Source organism: Bacillus sp. CH140a_4T (genome assembly GCF_008923725.1).
Classification (GTDB): domain Bacteria; phylum Bacillota; class Bacilli; order Bacillales; family Bacillaceae_G; genus Bacillus_A.
In genome coordinates this window covers 56,828-81,419 of sequence record NZ_WBPF01000014.1, presented here as the reverse complement: position 1 = coordinate 81,419, position 24,592 = coordinate 56,828, and the positions used below count along the sequence as shown (strand labels likewise).

The window sequence follows — 24,592 nt, the reverse complement described above, 5'->3', positions numbered from 1 at the left end:
ATACCCAGCTCAAAAACTTACTCTTTTTAAGCTTCTCAAGTGTCGGCCATGCATCTGGATCATTCTCTTCATGTTGTGTATGAACGTGATGCGTTGCATTGTGCCACTTTCTCCAAAGTTTAGGTCCTGTTGATAATGGCATAAACGCAATTGCTCCTAAGAAATCTCGAAGCCATGCCTTTCTTACAACAGTTCCATGTAAAATTTCATGCCCTAAAAACCCAAGTGAAGCAAAACATAATCCAAGAACAATCGCAATTCCTAGATTCGCCCACACATTCAATTCAAATACACCAATCGATATTAACCCCGCCAATGCCACAAGCAAATAAGCCAGTCCACCAAATAAACGAGTAGGAACTGGTTTAAATGCTTTTTTCGGCAAATGTGGTGATACACGTGCTGCATACCACCCAAACGTATGAAGCTCCTTCATCCTTTTGCCCCTTTCTTATGCCGCGCCTTGCGCAACTTACATACATCAATTCTTGCTTCCAGATTGATTTTACTAGGTGATCAAAAAAGCATCTATTATAAGGAAAATATACTCACTCTATCGTCACTTATTTTTTCGCTTTTATTATCAATGAAAAACATTTCTCTTTTTACTCTCTATCAACCTTTCCACATGATGAATCATATCAATAGAATTTCTATATTGTCAACAACTTTTATGACCTAGTAATAAAAGTTGGTTATATTTTTATAATCATACTTTATTTCACTAAAGAAAAAACATAGGATTTATAAGGTTTCGCCCATTATGCATCTACATACACTGACATACTATAGACTCTAACTTATTCAAGAATTCTCTATGTAAACAACAAATAAACTCACCTTGATCTAGCTTTACACAACTCCTACCTCTTCATACCGACGACATTAAATAATTATATTAAAATAATTTTATCTTTCTTTTAATAAAAATAGACTCCTTCTAAAACAGCACACATGAAATTCCTATCATATGGAAATATTAAAAGAAAAATTGTTCTAAAATCGGGAGGTTTCTATAATGACAAGCGATACATTTCCACAATTCCCATTATCTTATTGGATTGAATCTACTCAAATCCCTGCTTTTCCCCATTTATCTGAAAATATAAAGACGAAAGTTGCTGTTATCGGTGCTGGTATTACAGGTATTACTACTGCCTATTTACTTGCGAAAGAAGGAATCGATGTTGCTTTAATTGATTCTGGTCTTATTTTAAATGGAACGACTGGGCATACAACTGCAAAAGTAACAGCGCAACATGATCTTATTTATGATGAATTAATCAATCATTTCGGTTTGGAAAAAGCGAGGCTTTACTATGAATCAAATAATCATGCTCTACAATTCATCAATGAGACTGTGCAAACATATAAAATCGACTGTAATTTCTCAAGTGAAGATTCATATTTATATACAACTACTGATAATGGATTAAGAAATTTATCGAAAGAATATGAAGCCTATCAAAAATTAAATATACCTTGTGACTATGTTCAATCTCTATCGATTCCGATTCCCATACAATCCGCACTTGTCATGAAAAATCAAGCACAATTCCATCCCATCCTTTATTTGAAAACACTTTTAGAAAAGTTTGTTGAGATGGGCGGAAGAGTTTATGAACAAACAACAGCTATTGATGTGGAAAAAGGGGATGATCCACAAGTCATTACAAAGGGCGGACATCGCATCACTTGTGAATATGTTGTCTCTTGTTCACATTTCCCCTTTTATGATGCGAATAGCTTTTTCTTTACGCGAATGTATGCAGAACGCTCTTATGCTCTTGCAATCAAAGCAAAAACGAATTATCCAGGTGGCATGTATTTAAGTATTGATGATCCAAAACGCTCCTTACGCTATACAACAAACAATGGTGAAAAGTTAATTTTAATTGGCGGAGAAAGTCATAAAACAGGACAAGGAATAAACACGATGCTTCATTACGAAGCACTGTATTCTTTTGCGGAAGCAACGTTTGGAGTAGATGAAGTTCCTTATAGATGGTCAGCACAAGATTTAATCACGCTAGATAAGCTACCTTATATCGGACATATTAACGAAAGAAATCCAAATATATTTGTTGCAACTGGATATCGTAAATGGGGAATGACAACTGGAACTGCTGCTGCTCATTTACTGAAAGATTCCATTCTAAAAGTACACAGTCCATATAAAGAACTGTATGCACCATCACGCTTCCATGCAAATCCAGATATAAAAACGTTCTTCTCCCAAAACATTGATGTTGCGAAACATTTAATTGAAGGAAAGATTGAAACCGCATTACGCAAGCCAGAAGATCTCGAAGTTGGCGAAGGATCTGTCGTACATGTTAACGGGAAACGAGCAGGTGCTTATAAGGACAAAGATGGAAAATTACATCTTGTCGATACAACTTGTACACATCTCGGCTGCGAAGTTGAATGGAATAATGGCGATTGTACTTGGGATTGTCCTTGCCACGGTTCCCGCTTTTCAATTGAGGGCGATGTTATGGAAGGTCCAGCAGATCAACCGTTAAAACGAGTTGATAATGAGTAAACAAATAAAGAAGTTCACCAGGTTTCCTGTTGAACTTCTTTATTTGTTATAAAACCTTTTCAGATAAATTTCGATACAAGAAGGAAAATATTAACATAAAATAAAATAATATATTCATCTACAAATTAAAAGGGGGGAATATTATGCAACCTTCAGCTCCACCTCATCTAGAATCTACAGAAACTATCTTTTCAAGCTCTATTACAAAACTTGTTGTTTTTATTTGTTGGCTAGCCATTCTAGCTGATGGATATGATTTAGGTATTTACGGTGCCGTTCTGCCAAAGCTCCTAGAAGACAAAAGCTGGGCACTTTCACCGGCACACGCTGGTACAATTGCTAGCTATGCTTTATTTGGGATGTTTATTGGCGCTATTCTAGTTGGAACCATTACAGATCTAATTGGGCGAAAATGGACACTTATATGCTGTTTAGCACTTTTTTCTATCACAATGGGTCTAGCTGCACTTGCGCCTTCTCCCGAATTATTTGGTTTATCTCGGTTTATCGGAGGAATCGGATTAGGCGGTGTTATTCCAACAGCTTCAGCACTTACCGTTGAATATTCACCAAAAAAGCGGCAATCTTTTATTTATGCCCTTATGTTTACTGGCTATCCTTTAGGTATCGTATTAGGCGCTATTTTGTCTATGTTTATGTTAGAAGATTTCGGATGGAGAACTATGTTTGGCATCGGAATGATTCCACTGCTCCTCATTCCTTTCATTATCCGTTATTTACCTGAATCCATTCAATTTTTATTATCACGTAATCGCCAAGAAGAAGTAGACAAAATCCTTCATCGTTTTCAAATTGAATTCCATAAAAACGATGAAACTCATCAACCCCCACCTAATATACGAAAGAAAAATGGATTCCTTACTTTATTCTCAAAAGAATACATAAAAGCAACGCTACTTTTTTGGATCACTTATATAATGGGAATGTTTTTAATATATGGTTTAAATACTTGGTTACCTCAGATGATGCGCCAAGCAGGATACCCTCTTGGATCTAGCTTATCATTTCTACTTATGCTAAACATTACTGCCGCTATCGGTGCATTATTTGCTGGAGCAATCGCGGATCGTATTGGAGCTAAAATTGTTATTAGCATCTCTTATCTTATGGCAGCAATATGTATTGGACTATTAACAATTAAACCATCTGTTACAATTATCTATCTTTTAATTGGTCTTGCTGGAATTGGATCAGTCGGCATTACTCAAATATTAAATGCATATGTAACACAATACTTCCCATCCCATATTCGGGCTACTTCCTTAGGCTGGGGACTTGGACTTGGCCGAGTTGGTGCAATTGCTGGTCCTATTCTTGTCGGTATTATTATGACAATGCAATACGACTTAGCATGGAATTTTTACTTATTCTCATTTGCCGGTCTTCTTGCAGCAATATCTGTTTTTTTTATTCCTACAAAATAAAAAAAGAGCACAAACTTACTTGTGCTCTTTTTCATATACTGCAAACAACATATCTCGAAACAATGTATTTAAACTCTCAATCTCGATCCCTGATCCCTTTTCAATTCCTTTTACATATTGCTTATAGTAATGAATTTGTTCTTCTAAAAATTGATTCAAAACCTCAATTTTTAATCCAATATCTAATTCAGTACCTGCCTTTTTCTTTATTAACAACTGTTCAATTTCATCTAATACGCTACGTTCTAACGATAATTCTGTAATCAATCGATTGAATTCTACAGGAGGCAAAGTTGTTTTTTCCTTTAGCCACTTACAAGCTAAAATAGGACGTAATACGTAGAAGTACTTTTTCAGCTTTACATTCTCACCTTGCAAAAATTCCCGATAATTTTTTGATGCCATATGTAAGTAATGATATATCGTTGCTTTTGGATCAAAATCCTTTTCACTCATTTGTTGAAGTTGCTCTGGAAAATTAGAGTTTTTTGAATAAAAAATTGGTGATCGAATCCATTCAAGTAAAGCTGGGTTTGACTTCGTGAATAGTTGTAATGCCTTTTTAATATCCCATCCGCTTATATCTAAATCATCACTAATCGGATATTCAATTACATCTCGTTTATCATGAATTGATAAATACCATTCGACCGGGTGCATATAAACGAATCTAACATCATAATCACTATCTTTCGATGGAAATCCCCAAGCACGACTCCCTGATTCCACTGCAAATAAAATTTTCACTTCATTCTCTTTTTCAATTCTTTCTAGCTCTGCTCTAATTTTCTCTCTCATTTCATACCCTCTCCATTTTTTGATTATTTCCTTGGAAATTCGACAAATATACTACTAAGTTTACTACATACTAAAATAGCTGTCAGAAAATTCCCGACAGCTTGCCACCCCTCCTTATTTTTACTTATTCTTTTCTGTTACACTAACCGCAATTCGTTCAAACTCCTTTTGAATCTCCTCTTTATATGCGTCTACTTTTGAAAAATCCATAGCAGCAATATAAATTCGTTCTAATTTATCACGAACTGATTTTGCTTTCGCTAAGAAAGACATCGCCTCATTCATTTTTGCTTTATATTGAATGGAGACGTCGCGAATTTCCGCCTCGTACTTCTCATCTGTCCCTGGTGTCACGATCAGGGCATACATATCTATAATCTCATCACCTTCGCGGCTCGGAAAATATTCATGTGGCGCAGTGCTATCAAAAATTGCAAACCCTAATTCTCTTACGATAACCATATCAAGACTATTTGGATCAAATCCACAATGATATACTTCAACTTCAAATCCTTTTTCTTCTGCTGCCTTAGCTAATTTTTTGAGCATTGTTGATTTCCCAGAGCCTGGGCGTCCTTTTATAAAATAACGATGTGGTAATCCTTCTGTTAAATTCGGAACAAAATCAACTGCTCCTTTCGGTGTAGCTGCTCCTAAAAACCGATGTTTCACAAGCGATTGTTTCCCGCCTTTATCTGTAAATAACTTCTGAATTAGCTGATTGGTTAGTTCATTCGCTTTATTAAAATCAATATTACTAATATATATTTTCTCCCACTCATCATGTATAATCAGCGCCTCATGGAAACGAGCGTAAGCCGCTTGAAAAGCTTTGCTTGCTTCTGAAACAAATCGTTCAATTTCCACCTTCTGCTTTCTTAATTTATCTGAGTCCCAGGCAACTCCTAAATTGATATACTCCTCGACAACTCCTGGCATTTTCGGCTCAATAACATGCGGTGATGTTCCATCAACAATTCCTACTTTTAACTTCGGGATAATGACACCATCAACCGATTTATTATCAGAAGAACAGTGTAAAAATTCAATATCATATCCTTTTTCAACCCACTCACGACCTATTGACTTGATTAAAGAAGATTTCCCGGTTCCAGGCCCCCCTTTTAAAATAAATAATCTGTTGAGTCCTTTTAAGTTCTCTTCGTATAAATTATGAAACCCTCTAGCTGTATTTCCACCAGCATAATAATTCAGTACATTCCCTTTCACTGCACTCACTCCTTCGCAGCATTCTATTTACATAAGCTACAATATGCGAGTAGCTTTATTTGGGTGAATACCTATTTGTTATTGCACAAAAAAAGGAAATTAATTACAATTTTATTGTAATGAATATTCAGAATACAAAAACTTAATATATCTTTATCAAGAGAGGCAGAGGGACCGGCCCTTTGAAGCCCAGCAACCTCAGTTTATATAAACTGAATAGGTGCTAATTCCTGCAAAATGCACTGCATTTTGAAAGATACAACGTAACTATTGTGTACAAAACTCATCTGTCTTGATTATGAAAGGTGAGTTTTTTATATTTCAAAACATATATTGGAGGTATTTAAAGTGAAAGTAATTGACCTATCACAAACATTTGAAAACAATATGTCTCAATTTCCTGGCACACCAAAAATCAATTTAGAAGCCATTACAAGTGTTAAAGAAACAGGTTATCAAGTTACAGATTTTCATTCTGTCGTTCATGTTGGTACGCATTGCGATGCTCCTGCCCATTTCATTTCAGGCGCAACGACTATTGATCAATTACCCCTAGATCAATTTGTAGGTGAAGCTGTTCTTATCGATGTAACTCATATTCAAGAACGAAAGTTACCTAAAGAAGTATTGCACAGTGCTGACATAAAAGAAGGTGATATTGTCATTTTCCATTCCAATCTATCTACTAAATGGAATACAGAGGCGTATGAGAAAGAAGCATTTTATCTTTCTGAAGAATTAGCTGAAGAACTAGTTCACTTAAAAGTAAAATCAGTCGGTTTAGATTTCATCTCTCCTGATGAGGTAACGACAGTAACATCACCGATTCATCACATACTACTTGGGAATAATATTTATTTAATCGAAAATTTAACAAACTTAGATGCCATACACACGAAGCGTTTCTTTTTCTCAGCGGCACCTTTAAAAATTAAAGATAGCGACGGTGCTTTCGCAAGAGCATTCGCTGTAATTTTTTAAACAAGCTATACAAAAAAGCAAAGATCATCATTGACCTTTGCTTCTATTTTTTTTATTTAAATTAAGAAAGAATTGCTCAACACGAGGACGTAACCAAGCTAAATAATCTTTCTCTTTCTTCTTTGTACAAGCTATTTCTTCCCCATCTACCATTTCGACAAGCTCTAGCTCTAACAGTTGCCTCGTAAATGCTAACATATTTATTTCTTCGTCAGGATACTCTTCTTTTAATTTCTCCTCAATTTCCCCCAATAAAAAACCGTCACGCATCATTGCCAATGCATCAATCCAAAGTGGCGGCATTTCATATTTTTCTCCTGTAATTGTATCTTTTACAATATAATTCTTTTGCTCTTTTCTAAATTGAATCGTGTGTAAACATACAGTCGAATTTAATGTTAATTCCATCAATACCACCTCTTTTATAATATCTGCATAGAAAAAAGGATGCGTGTGCACCCCTTCTTTTTCTAACACTACCGAACCGTTACATGAATAACAAATCTCATGTCGATATTTTCCTCCATTATAAACGAAGTATTTTATAAAAAAAACCCTTCTTGAAACATTTTATAAAATGTTTATATTTACACAACAAGAACACTTTTCTGAAAAATATTTTCTTCTAGCCCATTATACTTTCGGTAAAAAAATCTCTACTTTCGTTCCTATTTCCATCTACTTGCAAATGAAATCGTACTCTATATTTTACTGCATAACTTTCCATTAGTTGTACAACATATAAAAGGATTTCCCATCGTTTAATCTTCGTCTTTAACATCCATATCTTCTGGAATTGGTTCGTTTAATATTTCTTCCACTAATTGCTTATATTTCTCCATTTGTTCTAAATGTGTATTGAATTGTTCTTTATTTAATAAATATTGCTCTCCATCAAATATTGCGCGAACTTTCTTTTGCTGAATTAGTTCTTCAATATACGACTTTGGTAAATTCAAATAATCCGCAGCTTCTTCTATTGTTATATACAACGCGTTCATTCCTTTATTATTTTTTCCTATATACTGTATCTTACTTTATTTTTGTAAACAAATAAAAAAGATTTTGTAAATGCAGCTTAAAAAGCAGGTAGATGCATTCCATATATTGTATACTAATATATAGTAAGAATTTTTTAAATATAGAATGGTATTACCCATTTACACAAAGGAGAGTTAACATATGGCTACTCGTCACATCATTACAATGTTAGAAAAAACATTACAGGTTGAAACAGCAACCACAATGTCTCATTTAACTACATCTTTATCTGATCGCATTCTTTCTCAAAGCGCAGCAATACATGAAAACAATTGTTACCATACAATTGGGGAATGGTACAGAAATCACTTTTTATTCCAACAAGATGATTTCCTTTGGGCTAAATACGCTTTCTATGACGCATATTGTGAAGCTATAAAGGAACAAGGACATCTTACAAAACGCGTCCGTCAAATATTAGAATCATTAGCTCGAATGCATGGAAAACAGTACATTGCTTCTATATTAAATATGCCATTTCCTAACGAACGAGCTAAAGGGACAGCATAATGTACTACTGCTCTGCGGCAGCAAAACATAGATTCATTGTTTTATAGATAGATTTACAAATAAAACGTTCATATTACATGAACTGATGAAACCGGTGTCATTATAATGATTGAAAATATAGTAAACAGGAAAACCCCCATTTACCTCTCTCGTCACTCGAATAGAGAAGTAAATGGGGGTATACTTGTTCCTTTCTTATTTCATCATCTGCTTAATCAATTCACGATTTCTCTTCTTAAATACTTCATTATGCGAAGAAACCATTCCGTACTCACTTGCATCTGGTTGAATAAATTGTTTCGCTTTATTTACAGCATTTCCAGCATCTTGGAATGCCCCCGCAATTAAGTGTAATTTCCCTTCATGCTTTAAAATATCTCCCGCAGCATATAATCCATCTACAGAAGACTCACTATTCGCATTACCTGCAATATAATAATTATCTATAATCGCAACGTCTAACTCACTATTTTCTAATAACGTAATGTCACGTTCATATCCATGATTAATAATAACTTCATCGATAGCTAACTGAGAAACCTCTCCTGTTTCGTGATTTGTTAATTCTACATATTCAATCGCTTCATGATTATCGCCAGCAATTAATGTTGTAATCGATGTATTAAAGAAACATTCTGCTGAACTGTTCATAAGTTGTTTTACTTGTGCCTCATGACCGGATAATTCTTCTTTTCTATATGTTAAATAAACTTTTTTCGCAATTGGTTCTAACTCATTTGCCCAATCAATTGCAGAGTTACCTCCGCCTGAGATAATGACCGTTTTATCTTTGAAACGTTTCAAAGATTTAACTGTATAATTTAAGTTTGATACTTCAAATCGCTCCGCACCTTCAATTGATAACTTTTGTGGATTCAATATACCACTTCCAGTTGCAACGATCACTGTTTTTGAAAAGTGTTCTTCTCCAGTGCTTGTTTTTAACGTAAAAATACCATCTTTATTACGAATAATTGATTCTATTTTTGTATTCAATACAACTTCCGGCTGAAAAGTTAACCCTTGTTGTACAAGTTGCTCAATTAACTTTTCACCAGTAACCGGTAATAATCCGCCAATATCCCAAATCATTTTCTCCGGATAAACATGTATTTTTCCACCTAACTGTGGTTGAAATTCGATTATTTTTGTTTTCATCTCTCTGAGTCCACTATAAAAAGCTGAATAAAGCCCTGCAGGTCCCCCGCCTATCACGGTTACATCAAACAATTCTTCTCTATTCATCCACCTTCACTCCTCAGCTACTAATCATTGATTATCATTCTCAATAAAATATAACCTGTTTCTGCAAAATTTACAATTAAAATTACTATTGACAATACAACTAGATAAAATTATATTATTTAATGAATCAGTAGTGATAATCATTATCAATTTGTTAATAATTAGCAAATTTGAGATTACATCTTCTTTTATTAATATGGTTAATACTATATTGTAGAATCTCATATTCAAGATTTTCAATAAGCATTTTGCATTACCACTACTCTCTCAAAAAGATTACAGTTAAACAAATTATTGTATACACATATCATCTATGTTAAAGGAGAAAGACAATGAAAAAGTTATTTATTTCACTAACAGTTCTTTTCGTTCTTGTTATGAGCGCTTGTAGCAATGGCTCTACAGACAAAAAGAACGATGCAAAAGGTAGTAAATCAGAAACAATTACATACCAATCTGAAAATGGTAAAGTAGAGGTTCCTGCAAATCCAAAACGCGTTGTTGTTTTATCATCATTCGCTGGTAACGTAATGTCATTAGATGTAAATCTTGTTGGGGTAGATTCATGGTCTAAACAAAACCCACGTTTTGATAGCAAACTGAAAGATGTTGCTGAAGTATCAGATGAAAACGTTGAAAAAATCGCTGAACTAAACCCAGATTTAATCATTGGATTATCAAATATTAAAAATGTTGATAAGTTAAAGAAAATCGCTCCTACTGTAACATACACTTACGGAAAAGTTGATTACTTAACACAGCATTTAGAAATCGGTAAGTTATTAAACAAAGAAAAAGAAGCAAAAACTTGGGTTGATGACTTCAAGAAACGTGCACAAGATGCTGGTAAAGAAATTAAAGCAAAAATCGGTGAAGATGCAACAGTTTCTGTTGTAGAAAACTTCAACAAACAGCTTTATGTATACGGCGAGAACTGGGGCCGTGGAACAGAAATTCTGTACCAAGAAATGAAATTAAAAATGCCTGAAAAAGTAAAAGAAAAAGCATTAAAAGAAGGTTACTACGCATTATCTACTGAAGTATTACCTGAATTTGCTGGTGATTACTTAATCGTAAGTAAGAACAAAGATACTGATAACTCATTCCAAGAGACAGAATCATATAAAAACATCCCAGCAGTAAAAAATAATCGCGTATACGAAGCAAACATGATGGAATTCTATTTCAATGATCCACTTACATTAGATTTCCAACTAGACTTCTTCAAGAAGAGCTTTCTTGGTAAATAATACAAACATGAGGAATTCTTAATTTAAGAATTCCTCTTCCTTTATTCTATGAACAGAAAAGATGTGAAACGAATGACAAAAAATCACGACAATCCACGTTCTATAGCTTTTACATACAAACTCATGTTGAGCATAATTGCATTCTTTCTTATTTTTATGGTGGCAATGGTATTAGGTGCTGCAGATACTTCAATAAAAGACGTATGGTTAGCGCTCACATCCTCCGCTAAAGGAGACAAAATATCTATTATTCGCGAAATTCGTTTACCACGTGAAGTAGCTGCTATTTTTGTAGGAGCTGGACTTGCTGTTTCTGGAGCAATTATGCAAGGATTAACACGAAATCCACTTGCAGATCCTGGATTATTAGGATTATCTGGTGGAGCAAATGCTGCACTTGCGTTAACGCTAGCCTTCAACCCCTCCATCAGCTATCTTTACTTAACATTTGCTTGCTTTATTGGTGCTGCAATTGGCGCGATTATGGTATTTGGCATTGGTATGGTGAAAAAAGGTGGGCTGTCCCCCCTTCGAATTGTATTAGCTGGTGCTGCCGTTTCAGCATTTCTCCTTGCAATTTCAGAAGGCGTCGGCATTTACTTTAAAATTTCACAAGAGGTATCACTTTGGACTGCTGGCGGCGTAATTGGAACAACTTGGGGCCAATTGAAAATTATTATTCCAGTCATTTCAATTAGTATCTTTATCGCTATCTTACTAGCGAAAAAATTGACAGTTCTTAGTTTCAGTGAAGAAGTGGCTATTGGGCTAGGTCAAAAAATTATTGTTATTAAAACCATTCTATTTATCATTATTATCTTACTTGCAGGTGCTTCTGTAGCGCTTGTCGGAAATATGGCATTTATCGGTTTAATGGTACCTCACATGGTACGCCCAATTGTCGGTCCAGATTACCGATTTGTTATACCGATGTCAGCAATTGCTGGAGCTTCCTTTATGCTACTTGCAGATACAATCGGACGTACTATTAACGCTCCGTATGAAACACCAGTTGCCGCTATTGTCGCAATTGTAGGGCTACCATTCTTCCTATTCGTTGTACGTAAAGGAGGAAAAACATTCTCATGATGCAATCTATTCTAAGAAAACAACGTCTTATTATACTCGCTTTACTAATACTGACCATCACCACCATTGTAGTTGGAATGGGACTTGGTGCAGCATCTTTATCTTATGATCGACTACTCCCAACCTTAATGGGACAAGGGACTTTTAAAGAGGAGTTTGTTTTATACTCTTTAAGACTACCTAGAATTGTTATTACATTATTAGCTGGTATGGCTCTCGCTTTATCAGGGGCTATCTTCCAAGGGATTACCCGAAATGATTTAGCAGAACCTGGTATTCTCGGTATCAACTCTGGGGCCGGTGTTGCTGTCGCTATTTTCTTTTTATACTTTCCAATAGATGTAGGTTCATTTCTTTACTTACTACCTGTCGTTGGATTTGTCGGAGCATTTCTGACAGCTGTTCTAATTTACGTATTTTCATATAGCAAATCAACTGGGCTTCAGCCAATTCGACTAACATTAACTGGTATTGGTTTTTCATTTGCACTATCTGGAATGATGATTGTCCTTATTTCATCCGCTGATCGTATGAAAGTGGACTTTATCGCCAAGTGGATTGCCGGAAACATTTGGGGAGATGACTGGGTCTTCGTTTTAGCAATGCTGCCATGGTTAATCGTATTAATTCCGTTCGTTTTCTATAAAGCAAATCGATTAAACATTCTAGCATTAAACGAACCAGTCGCAATCGGTGTTGGAATTGAAATTGAAAAAGAACGCAGATACTTATTAGTTGCAGCCGTTGCGCTTGCTGCTGCAGCAGTTTCCGTAACAGGAGGAATTAGCTTTATCGGGCTAATGGCTCCTCATATCGCGAAATCTTTAGTAGGTCCAAGACATCAAATCTTCATGCCTATCGCCCTTTTAATCGGCGGATGGCTATTGCTATTAGCAGACACAATCGGACGAAACATCGTTGAACCTAATGGCATCCCCGCAGGTATTGTCGTTGCTTTAATTGGCGCTCCTTACTTTATGTATTTGTTGCTTAAAAAGGCGTAAGAAACACCCTCAAGAGTCAAATCTTGAGGGTGTTTTTTCATTTACTGCTGCCCATACCCTTCAAACTTCTTCGCCAAATTCGCCATCTCATCTTCTGGCAATAGCTTCGGCTCTCCGACGCTTTTTGTTTGATAATAAATTTGCGCACAAAACTCAATTTCTTCCGCAACAGTAAACGCCATTTTTATGTTATTTGCACCTGCAATTAAACCGTGGTTCTCAAGTAAAACGGCACGACGATCAATCATGCCTTCAAAAGCAGCATCTGCTAATTGCTTCGTACCAAATGTTTCATACGGTGCACAGCGAACATTCGGGCCTGCAAAAGCAATTAAATATGAAACGGCAGGAAGCTCCCATCCTAATGACGCAATCGTCTTCGCATAAGGTGAATGTGTATGCACAAGCGCATTTATATCTTCACGATTTCTATAATAAATAAGATGCATATCTAGTTCGCTTGATGGTTTTCTCTCTCCCTCTACCACTTCACCATCTAAGTTTAATATAACTACATCTTCAGGTTTTGTTTCATAATACTCTAAACCACTTGGGCTAATTGCAACAAGACCTTGCTCGCGATTGAAAATACTAATATTGCCGCCTGTCCCCTTTGTTAAACCGCTAGAAATCATTTTCTTTCCATACGCTACAATTTCTTCTCTTTCTTTTTGTAATAACATATACATCCCCCTAAGTATGAAGCTTATGATGACTGACTTTTTAAATCTATCTACTTATTGAAATAGCTTTTTTAAGTTCTCCGTAAACGGTGCTTTTACAATCCCTTTTTCCGTAATAATCGCTGTTACATTTTCATGTGGCGTGACATCAAATGCCGGATTATATACTTTACTTTCTTTCGGAGCAGAATATTGCCCGAAGCGATTAATCACTTCAGAGGCATCTCTTTCCTCGATCGGAATTTCTTTTCCTGTCGATGTTTTTAAATCGATTGTCGGTGTTGGTGCTGCTACATAAAACGGAATGTTGTAGTATTTCGCTAAAATAGATACGCCTAATGTCCCAATTTTATTTGCTACATCACCATTTGCTGCCACACGGTCGCATCCAACAATTACCGCATCAATTTTCCCTTGTGACATGACCATAGCGGCCATATTATCCGTAATGACAGTAACATCAATTCCCGCTCGTTTTAGTTCTAATGCTGTTAACGTTGAACCTTGTAATCTAGGGCGTGTTTCATCCGAAAAGATTTTTAAGTCCCATCCTTTTTCTTTCGCTAAGTACATTGGAGCTGTTGCGGTACCATACTTAGTCGTCGCTAACGCACCTGCATTACAATGTGTTAATACTCCCATTCCATCATGGAATAACGTTAATGCATGCTCTCCAATTTGACGGTTAATTTCTTCATCTTCTCTATGAATCTCTTTTGCCTCTTCTAGTAATCTATCTTTCAACTGAGCGATTGATAAGTGTGCGTTCTCTGTCGCGACTGCCTCCATTCTTTCAAGTGCCCAAAATAAGTTTACTGCTGTCGGTCTTGATGTTGCTAAGTATGCACATACCTTTTTTACTTCCTCTATCAATTCTTCCACCGTATTTTGAGTAACTTCCTTGGCTCCTAAATACACACCATAAGCTGCCGAAACACCAATCGCTGGCGCCCCTCTTACTTTCATTACTTGAATGGCATCCCACACACTTTCAGCTGTCTTGAAAGATTCATAAACAACCTCATTCGGTAGTAATGTTTGATCTAATAAAACTAAAGCATCATCTTTCCACTGAATTGGTATTAATTGTTCTTCCATCATCTTCTCCCCTTACTTCGCATAGTGCATGGACTGTTCTTTTAACGTTTCTACAAAGCTTGTGCCTGTTTTATATTGATTCGCCTGTAAAATAAATTTCTTCGCTACTTGAAGACAAATGCGTTCCGCTCTAGCACGTGCTTCCTCGTTCTCGATACAAGTCATATCTTTTACTTTTGCTAGCCCAACAATACGACGAATTAACTCAAGGCCCGTCACTGCAGCCGTATCCTCTAATACAGATTGTAAATATACTTCGTTAAAGCCTTCTTCCTTTGCCATAATCTCGGTAACATGAATATTCCAAGCATCTAAAAACTTCTTCTTAAATAAATCAATTACCTCTACCATTGTCGATTGTAGCCAATCCATATACGTATCTTTCTCAGCACCGGGCGGCATGGTTGCATCTGCATTTACCCAAGCAAACATTAAATTCGCCATTATATTCCCAACGTCATATCCCATCGGTCCATAAAAAGCAAACTCAGGATCAATAACTTTTGTGGAATCATTTTTCACAAAAACAGAACCAGTATGCAGATCACCGTGAATAAGCGCCTGTGCATTCGTCATAAAAGAAAACTTAAGTTTTACTACTTCCATACGAAGCTCTTTATCACTATAAATATGCTCTCTAATCCATCCTTCATTTAACAGAAACAACTCATTACGCTTATTATGATTTGTAAATGGCTCAGCGTATACGAGGTCTTCTGTAATCTCACATAATTCAGGATTAATATAATTCTTCACAAGTTCCTTCTTCTTTTTATGGTTCATTACAACATCCGATGTTAATAAGAGTGTATTTACCAAAAAGGTCGTTAAATCATCTGCAAGCTTTGGAAACATTTGATGATTTATAAGTGCTGTACGTAATATTGTGTGGTCTGATAAATCTTCCATTACGCAGCAATTCATCACACTATCAAACAAATATACATTTGGAACAAGCCCAGGTGCTAACTCCTCCTCTAACTGCAAAACATCTGATTCTATACGAATACGATTCGTCGACAACTTAAACTCATCTGAAATACGTGCTGTATCCCCAGCTTGCTTTACAATGACAGAAATATTCTTTTGTTCATCCCAAACGCGGAATACATAATTTAAATTACCATCGCCTATTTCTTTACACTGTAACCCCTTTGCATCCTCAAACTTGGAGAATTTCTCTTGCACATATGCAATCACATCGTTAGCTTCCATTAAAAAATACTTCGTGAACTTAGACATGGTTTCCCCTCCACACTAATTGTAAGCGTTTTCTAAAAGCTATAAAAAATAATAGGTTAAACAGCCTATATTATATCTTCTTTTTGAAAGGTATATCTAGGTTTTATTATATCTTGTTTGCCCTTTGAGTCAATGCTTCTATATCCACTGCAATATACTTCCTAGTTGTATATTTGAGATGACAAAAATTGTTCAAAAAGATTTTAATTCATTTTATTTTATTTATCACACAATTCTTTGTAAAATAGAAATAAGCAATCCCTTTTCAAATCCACAACTTCTAAGAATTATTCCCTTCCTATCAATTTATACTTACAACATATCTCTAACATACACACTACTCTTTTACATACTCATTGAAAATCTATTATATGAAAACTACCTTTTCATTCCTTAACAACCTTAATTGAGAATAAATATTAATTAAATCGATATAAAGTTGGTTTATTCTCTTGACAAAATAACCAATTCTATATGATAATTAATATCGAATTAGAATTATTATAGTTAATTAAAAAATATATTTTATGAGCACACTATTTTTTGATGCTCAAAACCAACATTTAGGAGGAATTTTAATATGTTATTAATCGGCACAGAAGTAAAACCGTTTAAAGCTAATGCTTACCATAATGGAGAATTTATCCAAGTTACTGACGAAAGTTTAAAAGGAAAATGGAGTGTAGTTTGTTTCTACCCAGCTGACTTCACATTCGTTTGTCCAACTGAACTTGAAGACTTACAAAACCAATACGCAGCTCTTAAAGAGTTAGGCGTTGAAGTATACTCTGTATCTACAGACACTCACTTCACTCACAAAGCATGGCATGATAGCTCAGAAACTATCGGCAAAATCGAATACATTATGATTGGTGACCCAACTCGCACAATCACTACAAACTTCAACGTTTTAATGGAAGAAGAAGGTCTTGCTGCTCGTGGTACATTCATCATCGATCCAGACGGCGTTATCCAATCTATGGAAATCAATGCTGACGGTATCGGCCGTGACGCAAGCATTCTTGTTAACAAAATTAAAGCAGCTCAATACGTACGTAACAATCCAGGTGAAGTTTGCCCAGCTAAATGGCAAGAGGGTTCTGCAACACTTAAACCAAGCCTTGACCTTGTAGGCAAAATCTAAGGAGTTCGATCAAAATGATACTAGATGCAGATATAAAAACACAATTATCCCAATACCTTCAGTTAATGGAGAACGATATTTTACTTAAAGTAAGCGCTGGAGACAACGACGTATCTAAAGATATGTTAGCTCTAGTAGACGAATTAGCTACTATGTCATCTAAGATTACAGTAGAAAAAGTTGAATTAGAGAGAACACCAAGCTTTAGCGTAAATCGCCCTGGTGAAGACACTGGTGTTGTATTCGCTGGTATTCCATTAGGACACGAATTTACTTCATTAGTGTTAGCTTTACTACAAGTAAGTGGACGCGCTCCAAAAGTTGAACAAAAATTAATCGATCAAATTAAAAACATTCAAGGCGAATATCATTTTGAATCTTATATCAGCCTAAGTTGTCATAACTGTCCTGATGTTGTACAAGCTCTTAACGTAATGAGCGTTCTAAACTCTGGTATTACACATACTATGATTGATGGCGCTGCATTCAAAGAGGAAGTAGAAAGCAAAGACATCATGGCAGTACCAACAGTTTTCCTAAACGGCGAATCTTTCGGAAGCGGTCGTATGACACTTGAAGAAATTTTAGCTAAAATGGGTAACGGTCCAGATGCATCAGAGCTTTCTGATAAAGATCCATACGATGTTCTTGTTGTTGGTGGCGGCCCTGCTGGTGCAAGTGCAGCGATTTATGCAGCACGTAAAGGCATCCGTACTGGTATCGTTGCTGAGCGCTTCGGTGGTCAAGTAATGGATACTATGGGTATTGAGAACTTCATCAGCGTAAAACGTACTGAAGGTCCTAAGCTAGTAGCAAGTCTTGAAGAGCACGTAAAAGAATACGACATCGATGTAATGAATCTACAACGTGCAAAACGTTTAGAGAAAAAAGAACTTATTGAAGTGGAACTTGAAAACGGCGCTATTCTGAAAAGTAAGAGCGTAATCGTTTCAACAGGTGCTCGCTGGCGTAACGTTGGCGTACCAGGTGAAGCTGAGTTCAAAAATAAAGGTGTCGCATACTGCCCACACTGTGACGGTCCATTATTCATTGGAAAAGACGTAGCAGTTATCGGCGGAGGTAACTCTGGTATTGAAGCGGCTATCGACTTAGCAGGTATTGTTAAGCACGTAACTGTTCTTGAATTTATGCCAGAATTAAAAGCTGATGCCGTATTACAAGAGCGTCTTAACAGCTTACCAAACGTAACTGTTCTGAAAAACGTTCAAACGAAAGAAATCACTGGTACTGATAAAGTAAACGGTATTTCTTACATCGATCGTGAAACTGAAGAAGTTCATCACGTTGAATTACAAGGTGTATTCGTACAAATCGGTCTTGTTCCAAACACAGATTGGTTAGGCGAAACAGTTGAACGCGCTCGCGGTGAAATCGTAACAGACAAGCACGGCGCTACAAACGTACCAGGAGTGTTTGCTGCAGGTGACTGTACAAATAATCCGTACAAACAAATCATCATCTCTATGGGGTCAGGTGCAAACGCAGCTTTAGGTGCATTTGATTACTTAATCCGTAACTAATAAAAAAGACGCGCTACCAATAGGTAGCGCGTCTTTTTTATTATATTTCATGTAAATAGTTATCAAGTTCCTTCCCACTCATTACTGTATAAGGTGTTCCTATATTCAATACTACTTTTACATTTTCTGCTACTACTTGCATTCTCTTAGTTGGATTATCTCTTTTTCCTGAAGGATAAATAGCAAGTTTCATCATTTCTTGCTTTCCACCTTCATAAATCCTTTTCTTTAAACCGAATTGGTTAATTTGTTCCTTTGAAGGAACTTCTCTTCCTTCCCAGTCACATATTTCAAATAGAGGATACCGATCTCCGTGCCATTCCTCAATAATCTCAATGACTTTAAGAATAATATAACTCCCTGATACTAATTCATAACTAACAGCATCACCTGCTTTTAAAGAAGTATTAGCTATAAATCTCTTCGGCACTTTTTTAGCTTCTGGCTGCGGAGAATGTAACTGTTCTCTTAGTTTATTTAAAACTACTTCACGTTTCTTCTGTAATTTAGGTTCTTCTTCCCAGCTGGCTAAATCTGCACCACTCTCTATTATTTGCAATGCCTCCTGCTTAACATTCTCTTGAAGTCTCCCTAACTTCCATTGTATGGAAGAAAATACTAACCAAAAAACAATAATCTCTTCATCATCTAATTCATTCTTGTATTCCTCAATTACAATCCTACTTGCGTCCTCATTTGAATATTCATTTGCTAACAAATCCTTATACAGTAACTTAATATCTTCAGCAATATCGTCTGATAATATTGCTACTCCCCAAGCCCCCATACATTAACACTCCAATCTATATACTAAAAATCTCTCATTCCCATTCTTCTCATAAGCCCCAGGCAACCTTACTTCTCTCTTCAGCTCAAACGCAGTCTGATTCTCCAAGAAGAAAATATAATCTTCAGAAGGATAATATAAAATAATATCCACTTCTCTCTCCCTCTCTTCTACCGAAAGTAAAATATTATTTACTACGTTCATAAACACTTGTACAGAAAATGGATTGAAGAAATAAAACCGGTTATCACGTGGATCAATTTCATATTCCTGCGCTAAACAGCATTCAAACCCAATTTTATCTTTGCTGTTTCTTACCTTTCGCGCATAACGATCAAGATTATCCAACGCGTCTTTATAAAACTCTTCATTCATTTCAATTCCAACCGCTGAAGCACCACACTTATGGTGCATGTAAAAATTTAATCGTCCTTTTCCGCATCCAAAGTCTACAACCCGGTCGCTACTTCTTATTTCATATTGATTCAATAGCTCATCTAATCCGCTATACGGCGTCGGTTCATAACGGTGATAATGCATAGACTTGTTAAACCCTTTTTGCTCACCGACTGTTTTTATGTTTAAAACTGCATCATAATATTGTTCGTTCATTGATTTTCTCCTATTAAGAAATGGTACTTATTATTATACACCATGTACAGGAGACTCATTTTTCATCAAGTTAACTGGTACGTGAAATTATATAAACGATTTTCTGAATATATCTATCGTAATTTCAAATATTTCAACGTTTGTTTCAATATATCGACGTTTCGAAAAAGAATATCGATTTACCGACAATTCACCATAAAAAAACAGGAGCTCTCTAGCCCCTGTCTTCTAACACTTTCAATACAGTTTGTTTCAATATTTCTACCCCATCCATAATACAACTATGATCGAACTTCATATACGGATGGTGTAATCCAGGTTGTAGGTTAGCCCCTAGTCCAAGCATGACAGCTTTTAAATGTGGTCTCTTCACTGTGTAGTAATGGAAATCATCGCTTCCTGTCGTATACAGCGGTCCAGTGCACCCCTCTTCCCCGTATACTTCAAGAATGCCTTTTCGCATAAAGCGCTCAGCTTCTTCTGAAACTTCAGCTCCTGGTGCGAGATCAATCCATTTGTATGAAGTTTCAGATGCCATCGATGCGGCTGATTCTATTACATGTTCTATTTTTTTCTTTAGTTCTTCTAATAATGTATTACTCTCTGCCCTAACATCTAAGCTAAAATGGCCGTTCCCCGGAATAATATTTAAATTATCTCCACCAGCTTGGCACCTTGTCATCTTCACTGAATATGAACTTTGCGGCGATAGCCATATATTTTTCAAACCGATATTGATCATAGAAATGACATCAATTGCATTTATCCCTTGATGCGGGCGTGCCCCATGTGCATCATCTCCATGAATCGTTCCTTCTAAAAATCCTGCTGCTCCGTGACGAATAGATGGGGCTGCTTGTTTCAAAGGCAGTTCTTCAATTGGTCTTAAATGAACACCAAACAAGAAGTCAGCATCATCCACAGCACCCTTCTCTACCATCTTTAAAGAGCCATTTCCCTTTTCTTCTGCCGGCTGAAAAATAAATCTAACCGTTCCACTATCCCATCTCATATTTTTCAATTGTAAAATAAGCCCCATCACAATTGTCATATGAGCATCGTGACCACATGAATGATTCGCTTTAAATTCTCCGTCTACTTCTTGCCATAGTGCATCCATATCGGCACGAATTGCAACAACTGGATTTCCGCTTCCGATTTCCGCAATCACGCCTGGACAATCATCAAATATTTTATATGAAATTCCTTCTTCTTTTAAAAAGTTAGTAATATACGCTGTCGTTTCATACTCTTTCCAACTCACTTCAGGGTTTTCATGTAAATGCTGAAAAATTTCAGTTAAACGCTCTTGTAGTTCTAATGTTTTCAAAGCAACATTCTCCTTCCCAAATTCCAAAACCATTCAGGTTAATTATACTTATGAAAAACAGATGTTTTTATGAACATATTGAATTTTAAGAAAAAAGTCAATTGTTTATTTTCAAATGTAATCGACAACTTATTCCTACTCATTTTATAACGATAGAACATTCGTTATTTTCTGTTTTTTATTGACGCTTATATAACTTTTTAGTTATTATAACTTAATAGCGTCTATTTTGCGACAATTCTAAAAATAGAAAAACATACATAATGAGGAGGCAGTTTATGAAAAAAGAAATACCTTTTGGCGTAGCAATAATCCCTATTATCATTACAGTTGCAGTTATGATGGTTACAATTGTTGTATTAAAACAAAGCCCTCACGTCCCACTTATTATCGGTACAACCGTTGCTTCTATCGTCGCTTGGCGTTACGGTTACAAATGGCACGATATTGAAGAAGCAATGTATAAAGGAATTCGCCTCGCATTACCCGCTATCGTTATCATTATTCTAGTAGGTTTAACGATCGGTGCTTGGATTGGCGGCGGAATCGTCGCAACAATGATTTATTACGGTTTGAATCTTTTAACTCCATCACTATTTTTAGTTTCAATTACAATTATTTGTTCTATTGTTGCATTAGCGATCGGTAGCTCTTGGTCTACAATGGGAACAATTGGTGTTGCAGGAATGGGTATTGGCCTAAGTATGGGAATCCCAGCTCCGATGGTTGCCGGTGCTATCATTTCCGGTTCTTATTTCGGCGATAAAATGTCACCGCTTTCAGACACAACAAACTTGGCCGCAGGATTAACAAATACAGATTTATTCGCGCATATTCGTCATATGTTATTTACTACGATTCCAGGTTTAATTATTACTCTTATCGTCTATGCACTCTTAGGAAGAAGCTTCGGCGCTAACAATATTGATGCAAAAAGTATCGATCAAACGTTACAAGTATTGCAACAAAACTTTGTTATCTCGCCTTTCCTATTAATCATACCTGTAGTCGTTATGGTATTGGTCGCTAAAAAAGTCCCTGCTATACCAGCTATTCTTGTAGGTATTATTTTAGGATTTTTATCACAAGTCTTTATTCAAGGTGGTTCTGTCTCAGCCTCTGTCGGTGCACTCCAAGCTGGATTTGTCATAGATACTGGAAACAAGCTAGTAGACGAACTATTTAACCGCGGTGGCTTAGATTCGATGATGAATACTGTTTCTATGACAATTGTCGCTATGACTTTTGGCGGAGTACTAGAACATACTGGTATTCTTCGCTCCATTGTAAATCAAATTTTAAAATTAGCGACATCAGCAAAAGGGCTTATCGCTTCTACTATCGCATCTTGCTTTGCAACCAATCTTACTTGCTCTGAACAATATATTTCGATTGTTGTTCCTTCAAGAATGTACGCAAATGCATACACAGAAAAGGGACTACATTCTAAAAATTTATCCAGAGCATTAGAAGATGGCGGAACATTAACTTCTGTGTTCGTACCTTGGAATACATGTGGTGTATTTATACTCGCAACACTTGGAGTTGGCGCATTCGAATATGCTCCCTATGCTATATTGAATTTCATCGTACCTATTATCTCGATCATTTATGGTATAACTGGTCTCACAATTACAAAACTATCTGATATTGAAAAAGCAGAACTACTAAAAAAACAAAAAGCTCAATTAGAAGCTTAAAGATAACGGTAAATTCAGTTCATATATTGCGCGAGGGCGTCCTTGTTGATAAGGCATTTCCTCGCCGCAAATATGAGCATATCCATAATCAACTAGTTTCTTTAATAACCTTTCTGTTGATCGGCGAGTCACTTGTAAGTATGCAGAAAGATCTGCTGCAGTAAACTTCAATGAAGAATGTGATTGACTAAATTGAATAATTTTTGATAAATTTGCTGGACTAAGTTTCGTTTCTTTCGCTATTTTCATGAGTTCTGGGTTGTCATTCTTCAAACTTTGTACTCTCTGTTCTTTCGGGAACGGACCAAATAGTTCTTTATCACTTGTTAGTATATAAAAGCAGTGGTCTATTGGATTATTCTTCGCGAAACTTTGAGCGATTTTAGCATTTTGCTCCGCTTCCTTCACAGTTTTTCCGTAACCAAATCCAATAGCTATCGCACCTTCTATACTCGCAAATAAATGATTTATCATATTTGTTTTTATAGTCGATTCAATATCACCACGAGTCGTATACAAAATGAACGTCATTTCATCAACTTTTTTAAATGAACCACGTAGTTCTTTTGAAATGACATCTAATTGCTCAAGCAAACCTTCTCGTAATTCTAAAGAAGTAATCATACAAGCACCGACAGTAGCTGAATGGCTTTTGGCTAACTCAGCTTTTATTTTTGCATCTTTTAACCCATGTATAATCGATTGCTTCGGATCTATCATACGCTCTGAAGGAATACCTATTTTTTGAAGTTCATCATAGACAGCATGAATACTAGTTAAAGCTAAATGAGCTTCTCCTGATTGATATTTAGCTATATGAAAATCCGTAACTCTATTTATTTCTTCTTTACTCCACAGCATATTTTCATAATCTAACACTTGTGGATTTTCTTTTATACCAATATCATGGAACACATTTGTAATGAATGAGCGGTCTACTAAATCAATTGAAATTTTATGTGGTTGAATTCCTCGGTGATACATGACAGAAAGAATGGAAGATGCGACAGTTGTCTCGTCTTGTTGCAAGTACGTACTCGGAATTCGTAATTGTTCTCTTATTTCTTTTGCCATATAATAAGGTAAAGCACCTGAGAAAAAGATGAAATCACAAGGCTTTAAACGCTTCAATAGTTCAGAAGATTCTGCCGGATGAAGGTAAATATATGGATCAATCTCTATTTCTTCTAGTTTATGAGCAACAGGTAAAAGTGTCTCCATAAACTCTTTTGAACCGACAACTGCAATTTTTATCATCATTTCTCTAACTCCTTATCATTAATTAACGACTATTTAACGTCAACTATATCAAATGTA

23 protein-coding genes and 1 riboswitch are annotated in these 24,592 nt (G+C 36.0%); of the genes, 10 read left to right on the top strand and 13 right to left on the bottom strand.

Translation table 11 applies throughout. The features are described from left to right. On the bottom strand, positions 1-436 hold a 436-nt coding region (locus F8162_RS15345; RefSeq protein ID WP_192797631.1), incomplete at its 3' end, for a fatty acid desaturase family protein. A gap of 582 nt (positions 437-1,018) precedes the next feature. Between F8162_RS15345 and F8162_RS15340 the strand changes: the two genes are divergently transcribed. Next, on the top strand, positions 1,019-2,545 hold the full coding sequence (locus F8162_RS15340) for an FAD-dependent oxidoreductase (protein ID WP_151633983.1): 1,527 nt from the start codon (positions 1,019-1,021) through the stop codon (positions 2,543-2,545). A 143-nt stretch (positions 2,546-2,688) separates the two neighbouring features. Next, a complete protein-coding gene (locus F8162_RS15335) occupies positions 2,689-3,990 on the top strand; it encodes an MFS transporter (protein WP_151633981.1) in 1,302 nt (433 codons plus the stop codon). 15 nt (positions 3,991-4,005) lie between these two features. Here the strand turns inward: F8162_RS15335 and F8162_RS15330 are convergent, their stop codons facing one another. Next, the gene (locus F8162_RS15330; protein WP_151633979.1) at positions 4,006-4,788 is read right to left on the bottom strand and encodes a nucleotidyltransferase domain-containing protein; all 783 of its coding nucleotides are present in this window, start codon (positions 4,786-4,788) and stop codon (positions 4,006-4,008) included. Between the two features lie 120 nt (positions 4,789-4,908). Next, on the bottom strand, positions 4,909-6,018 hold the full coding sequence (locus F8162_RS15325; protein ID WP_151633977.1) for a PRK06851 family protein: 1,110 nt from the start codon (positions 6,016-6,018) through the stop codon (positions 4,909-4,911). A 150-nt stretch (positions 6,019-6,168) separates the two neighbouring features. Then, positions 6,169-6,281: riboswitch (SAM riboswitch) on the top strand. Positions 6,282-6,366: 85 nt separating this feature from the next. Between F8162_RS15325 and F8162_RS15320 the strand changes: the two genes are divergently transcribed. Further along, positions 6,367-6,999, top strand: coding sequence for a cyclase family protein (locus F8162_RS15320; RefSeq protein WP_151633975.1), 633 nt, complete (start codon positions 6,367-6,369; stop codon positions 6,997-6,999). A gap of 27 nt (positions 7,000-7,026) precedes the next feature. Here the strand turns inward: F8162_RS15320 and F8162_RS15315 are convergent, their stop codons facing one another. Together F8162_RS15315 and F8162_RS15310 are read right to left on the bottom strand one after the other, a co-directional pair. Further along, the gene (locus F8162_RS15315) at positions 7,027-7,407 is read right to left on the bottom strand and encodes a hypothetical protein (protein WP_151633973.1); all 381 of its coding nucleotides are present in this window, start codon (positions 7,405-7,407) and stop codon (positions 7,027-7,029) included. Between the two features lie 353 nt (positions 7,408-7,760). Continuing rightward, positions 7,761-8,000, bottom strand: coding sequence for a helix-turn-helix domain-containing protein (locus tag F8162_RS15310; RefSeq protein ID WP_192797630.1), 240 nt, complete (start codon positions 7,998-8,000; stop codon positions 7,761-7,763). Between the two features lie 181 nt (positions 8,001-8,181). Between F8162_RS15310 and F8162_RS15305 the strand changes: the two genes are divergently transcribed. After that, positions 8,182-8,550, top strand: a complete 369-nt coding sequence (locus tag F8162_RS15305; RefSeq protein ID WP_151633969.1) for a hypothetical protein — start codon at positions 8,182-8,184, stop codon at positions 8,548-8,550. A 195-nt stretch (positions 8,551-8,745) separates the two neighbouring features. Here F8162_RS15305 and F8162_RS15295 read toward each other — a convergent pair whose 3' ends face one another. After that, entirely contained in the window at positions 8,746-9,795 is a 1,050-nt protein-coding gene (locus F8162_RS15295; protein WP_151633967.1) for an NAD(P)/FAD-dependent oxidoreductase, read from the bottom strand. 332 nt (positions 9,796-10,127) lie between these two features. Here F8162_RS15295 and F8162_RS15285 point away from each other — a divergent pair, with 332 nt between their 5' ends. The 3 genes from F8162_RS15285 to F8162_RS15275 are packed head-to-tail and all read left to right on the top strand — an operon-like array spanning position 10,128 to position 13,138. After that, positions 10,128-11,045: an iron-hydroxamate ABC transporter substrate-binding protein gene (locus tag F8162_RS15285; RefSeq protein WP_000732569.1), complete on the top strand. Its 918-nt coding sequence runs from the start codon at positions 10,128-10,130 to the stop codon at positions 11,043-11,045. Positions 11,046-11,093: 48 nt separating this feature from the next. Then, positions 11,094-12,134 (top strand): FecCD family ABC transporter permease, encoded by a 1,041-nt coding sequence (locus F8162_RS15280; protein WP_151633965.1) that lies wholly within the window; start codon positions 11,094-11,096, stop codon positions 12,132-12,134. Beyond that, positions 12,131-13,138: a FecCD family ABC transporter permease gene (locus F8162_RS15275; protein WP_151633963.1), complete on the top strand. Its 1,008-nt coding sequence runs from the start codon at positions 12,131-12,133 to the stop codon at positions 13,136-13,138. Before F8162_RS15280 ends, F8162_RS15275 begins: the two co-directional genes overlap by 4 nt. Positions 13,139-13,179: 41 nt before the next feature. Here F8162_RS15275 and F8162_RS15270 read toward each other — a convergent pair whose 3' ends face one another. From F8162_RS15270 to mtnK, 3 genes are read right to left on the bottom strand one after another with little or no spacing between them, the layout of a single operon-like run. Continuing rightward, positions 13,180-13,821, bottom strand: coding sequence for an L-fuculose-phosphate aldolase (locus tag F8162_RS15270; RefSeq protein ID WP_000926561.1), 642 nt, complete (start codon positions 13,819-13,821; stop codon positions 13,180-13,182). A gap of 54 nt (positions 13,822-13,875) precedes the next feature. After that, positions 13,876-14,919, bottom strand: coding sequence for an S-methyl-5-thioribose-1-phosphate isomerase (mtnA, locus tag F8162_RS15265; RefSeq protein WP_151633961.1), 1,044 nt, complete (start codon positions 14,917-14,919; stop codon positions 13,876-13,878). A 12-nt stretch (positions 14,920-14,931) separates the two neighbouring features. Further along, a complete protein-coding gene (mtnK, locus tag F8162_RS15260) occupies positions 14,932-16,161 on the bottom strand; it encodes an S-methyl-5-thioribose kinase (RefSeq protein ID WP_151633959.1) in 1,230 nt (409 codons plus the stop codon). 580 nt (positions 16,162-16,741) lie between these two features. Between mtnK and ahpC the strand changes: the two genes are divergently transcribed. Together ahpC and ahpF are read left to right on the top strand one after the other, a co-directional pair. After that, entirely contained in the window at positions 16,742-17,305 is a 564-nt protein-coding gene (ahpC, locus tag F8162_RS15255) for an alkyl hydroperoxide reductase subunit C (protein ID WP_097840583.1), read from the top strand. A gap of 14 nt (positions 17,306-17,319) precedes the next feature. Continuing rightward, positions 17,320-18,846: an alkyl hydroperoxide reductase subunit F gene (gene ahpF, locus F8162_RS15250; RefSeq protein ID WP_151633957.1), complete on the top strand. Its 1,527-nt coding sequence runs from the start codon at positions 17,320-17,322 to the stop codon at positions 18,844-18,846. A 40-nt stretch (positions 18,847-18,886) separates the two neighbouring features. Here ahpF and F8162_RS15245 read toward each other — a convergent pair whose 3' ends face one another. The 3 genes from F8162_RS15245 to F8162_RS15235 form a co-directional block, all read right to left on the bottom strand. Further along, positions 18,887-19,633, bottom strand: coding sequence for a hypothetical protein (locus F8162_RS15245; RefSeq protein ID WP_151633955.1), 747 nt, complete (start codon positions 19,631-19,633; stop codon positions 18,887-18,889). Positions 19,634-19,636: 3 nt separating this feature from the next. Beyond that, positions 19,637-20,245: an SAM-dependent methyltransferase gene (locus F8162_RS15240; RefSeq protein ID WP_151633953.1), complete on the bottom strand. Its 609-nt coding sequence runs from the start codon at positions 20,243-20,245 to the stop codon at positions 19,637-19,639. 214 nt (positions 20,246-20,459) lie between these two features. Next, positions 20,460-21,575 (bottom strand): M20 peptidase aminoacylase family protein, encoded by a 1,116-nt coding sequence (locus F8162_RS15235; RefSeq protein ID WP_151633951.1) that lies wholly within the window; start codon positions 21,573-21,575, stop codon positions 20,460-20,462. A 278-nt stretch (positions 21,576-21,853) separates the two neighbouring features. Between F8162_RS15235 and nhaC the strand changes: the two genes are divergently transcribed. Then, positions 21,854-23,275, top strand: a complete 1,422-nt coding sequence (gene nhaC, locus F8162_RS15230; RefSeq protein WP_151633949.1) for a Na+/H+ antiporter NhaC — start codon at positions 21,854-21,856, stop codon at positions 23,273-23,275. On the opposite strand, the gene F8162_RS15225 is transcribed toward nhaC, so the two are convergent. Next, positions 23,264-24,535: a transcriptional regulator gene (locus F8162_RS15225; protein WP_151633947.1), complete on the bottom strand. Its 1,272-nt coding sequence runs from the start codon at positions 24,533-24,535 to the stop codon at positions 23,264-23,266. The two genes, nhaC and F8162_RS15225, sit on opposite strands and share 12 nt — an antisense overlap. Positions 24,536-24,592: the final 57 nt, after the last annotated feature.

Coding starts and splice junctions, on each gene's coding strand:
- F8162_RS15340 (WP_151633983.1), top strand. CDS start 1,019: ATGACAAGCGATACATTTCCACAATTCCCATTATCTTATTGGATTGAA.
- F8162_RS15335 (WP_151633981.1), top strand. CDS start 2,689: ATGCAACCTTCAGCTCCACCTCATCTAGAATCTACAGAAACTATCTTT.
- F8162_RS15330 (WP_151633979.1), bottom strand. CDS start 4,788: ATGAGAGAGAAAATTAGAGCAGAGCTAGAAAGAATTGAAAAAGAGAAT.
- F8162_RS15315 (WP_151633973.1), bottom strand. CDS start 7,407: ATGGAATTAACATTAAATTCGACTGTATGTTTACACACGATTCAATTT.
- F8162_RS15310 (WP_192797630.1), bottom strand. CDS start 8,000: ATGAACGCGTTGTATATAACAATAGAAGAAGCTGCGGATTATTTGAAT.
- F8162_RS15305 (WP_151633969.1), top strand. CDS start 8,182: ATGGCTACTCGTCACATCATTACAATGTTAGAAAAAACATTACAGGTT.
- F8162_RS15295 (WP_151633967.1), bottom strand. CDS start 9,795: ATGAATAGAGAAGAATTGTTTGATGTAACCGTGATAGGCGGGGGACCT.
- F8162_RS15285 (WP_000732569.1), top strand. CDS start 10,128: ATGAAAAAGTTATTTATTTCACTAACAGTTCTTTTCGTTCTTGTTATG.
- F8162_RS15280 (WP_151633965.1), top strand. CDS start 11,094: ATGAACAGAAAAGATGTGAAACGAATGACAAAAAATCACGACAATCCA.
- F8162_RS15275 (WP_151633963.1), top strand. CDS start 12,131: ATGATGCAATCTATTCTAAGAAAACAACGTCTTATTATACTCGCTTTA.
- F8162_RS15270 (WP_000926561.1), bottom strand. CDS start 13,821: ATGTTATTACAAAAAGAAAGAGAAGAAATTGTAGCGTATGGAAAGAAA.
- mtnA (WP_151633961.1), bottom strand. CDS start 14,919: ATGGAAGAACAATTAATACCAATTCAGTGGAAAGATGATGCTTTAGTT.
- mtnK (WP_151633959.1), bottom strand. CDS start 16,161: ATGTCTAAGTTCACGAAGTATTTTTTAATGGAAGCTAACGATGTGATT.
- ahpC (WP_097840583.1), top strand. CDS start 16,742: ATGTTATTAATCGGCACAGAAGTAAAACCGTTTAAAGCTAATGCTTAC.
- ahpF (WP_151633957.1), top strand. CDS start 17,320: ATGATACTAGATGCAGATATAAAAACACAATTATCCCAATACCTTCAG.
- F8162_RS15245 (WP_151633955.1), bottom strand. CDS start 19,633: ATGGGGGCTTGGGGAGTAGCAATATTATCAGACGATATTGCTGAAGAT.
- F8162_RS15240 (WP_151633953.1), bottom strand. CDS start 20,245: ATGAACGAACAATATTATGATGCAGTTTTAAACATAAAAACAGTCGGT.
- nhaC (WP_151633949.1), top strand. CDS start 21,854: ATGAAAAAAGAAATACCTTTTGGCGTAGCAATAATCCCTATTATCATT.
- F8162_RS15225 (WP_151633947.1), bottom strand. CDS start 24,535: ATGATGATAAAAATTGCAGTTGTCGGTTCAAAAGAGTTTATGGAGACA.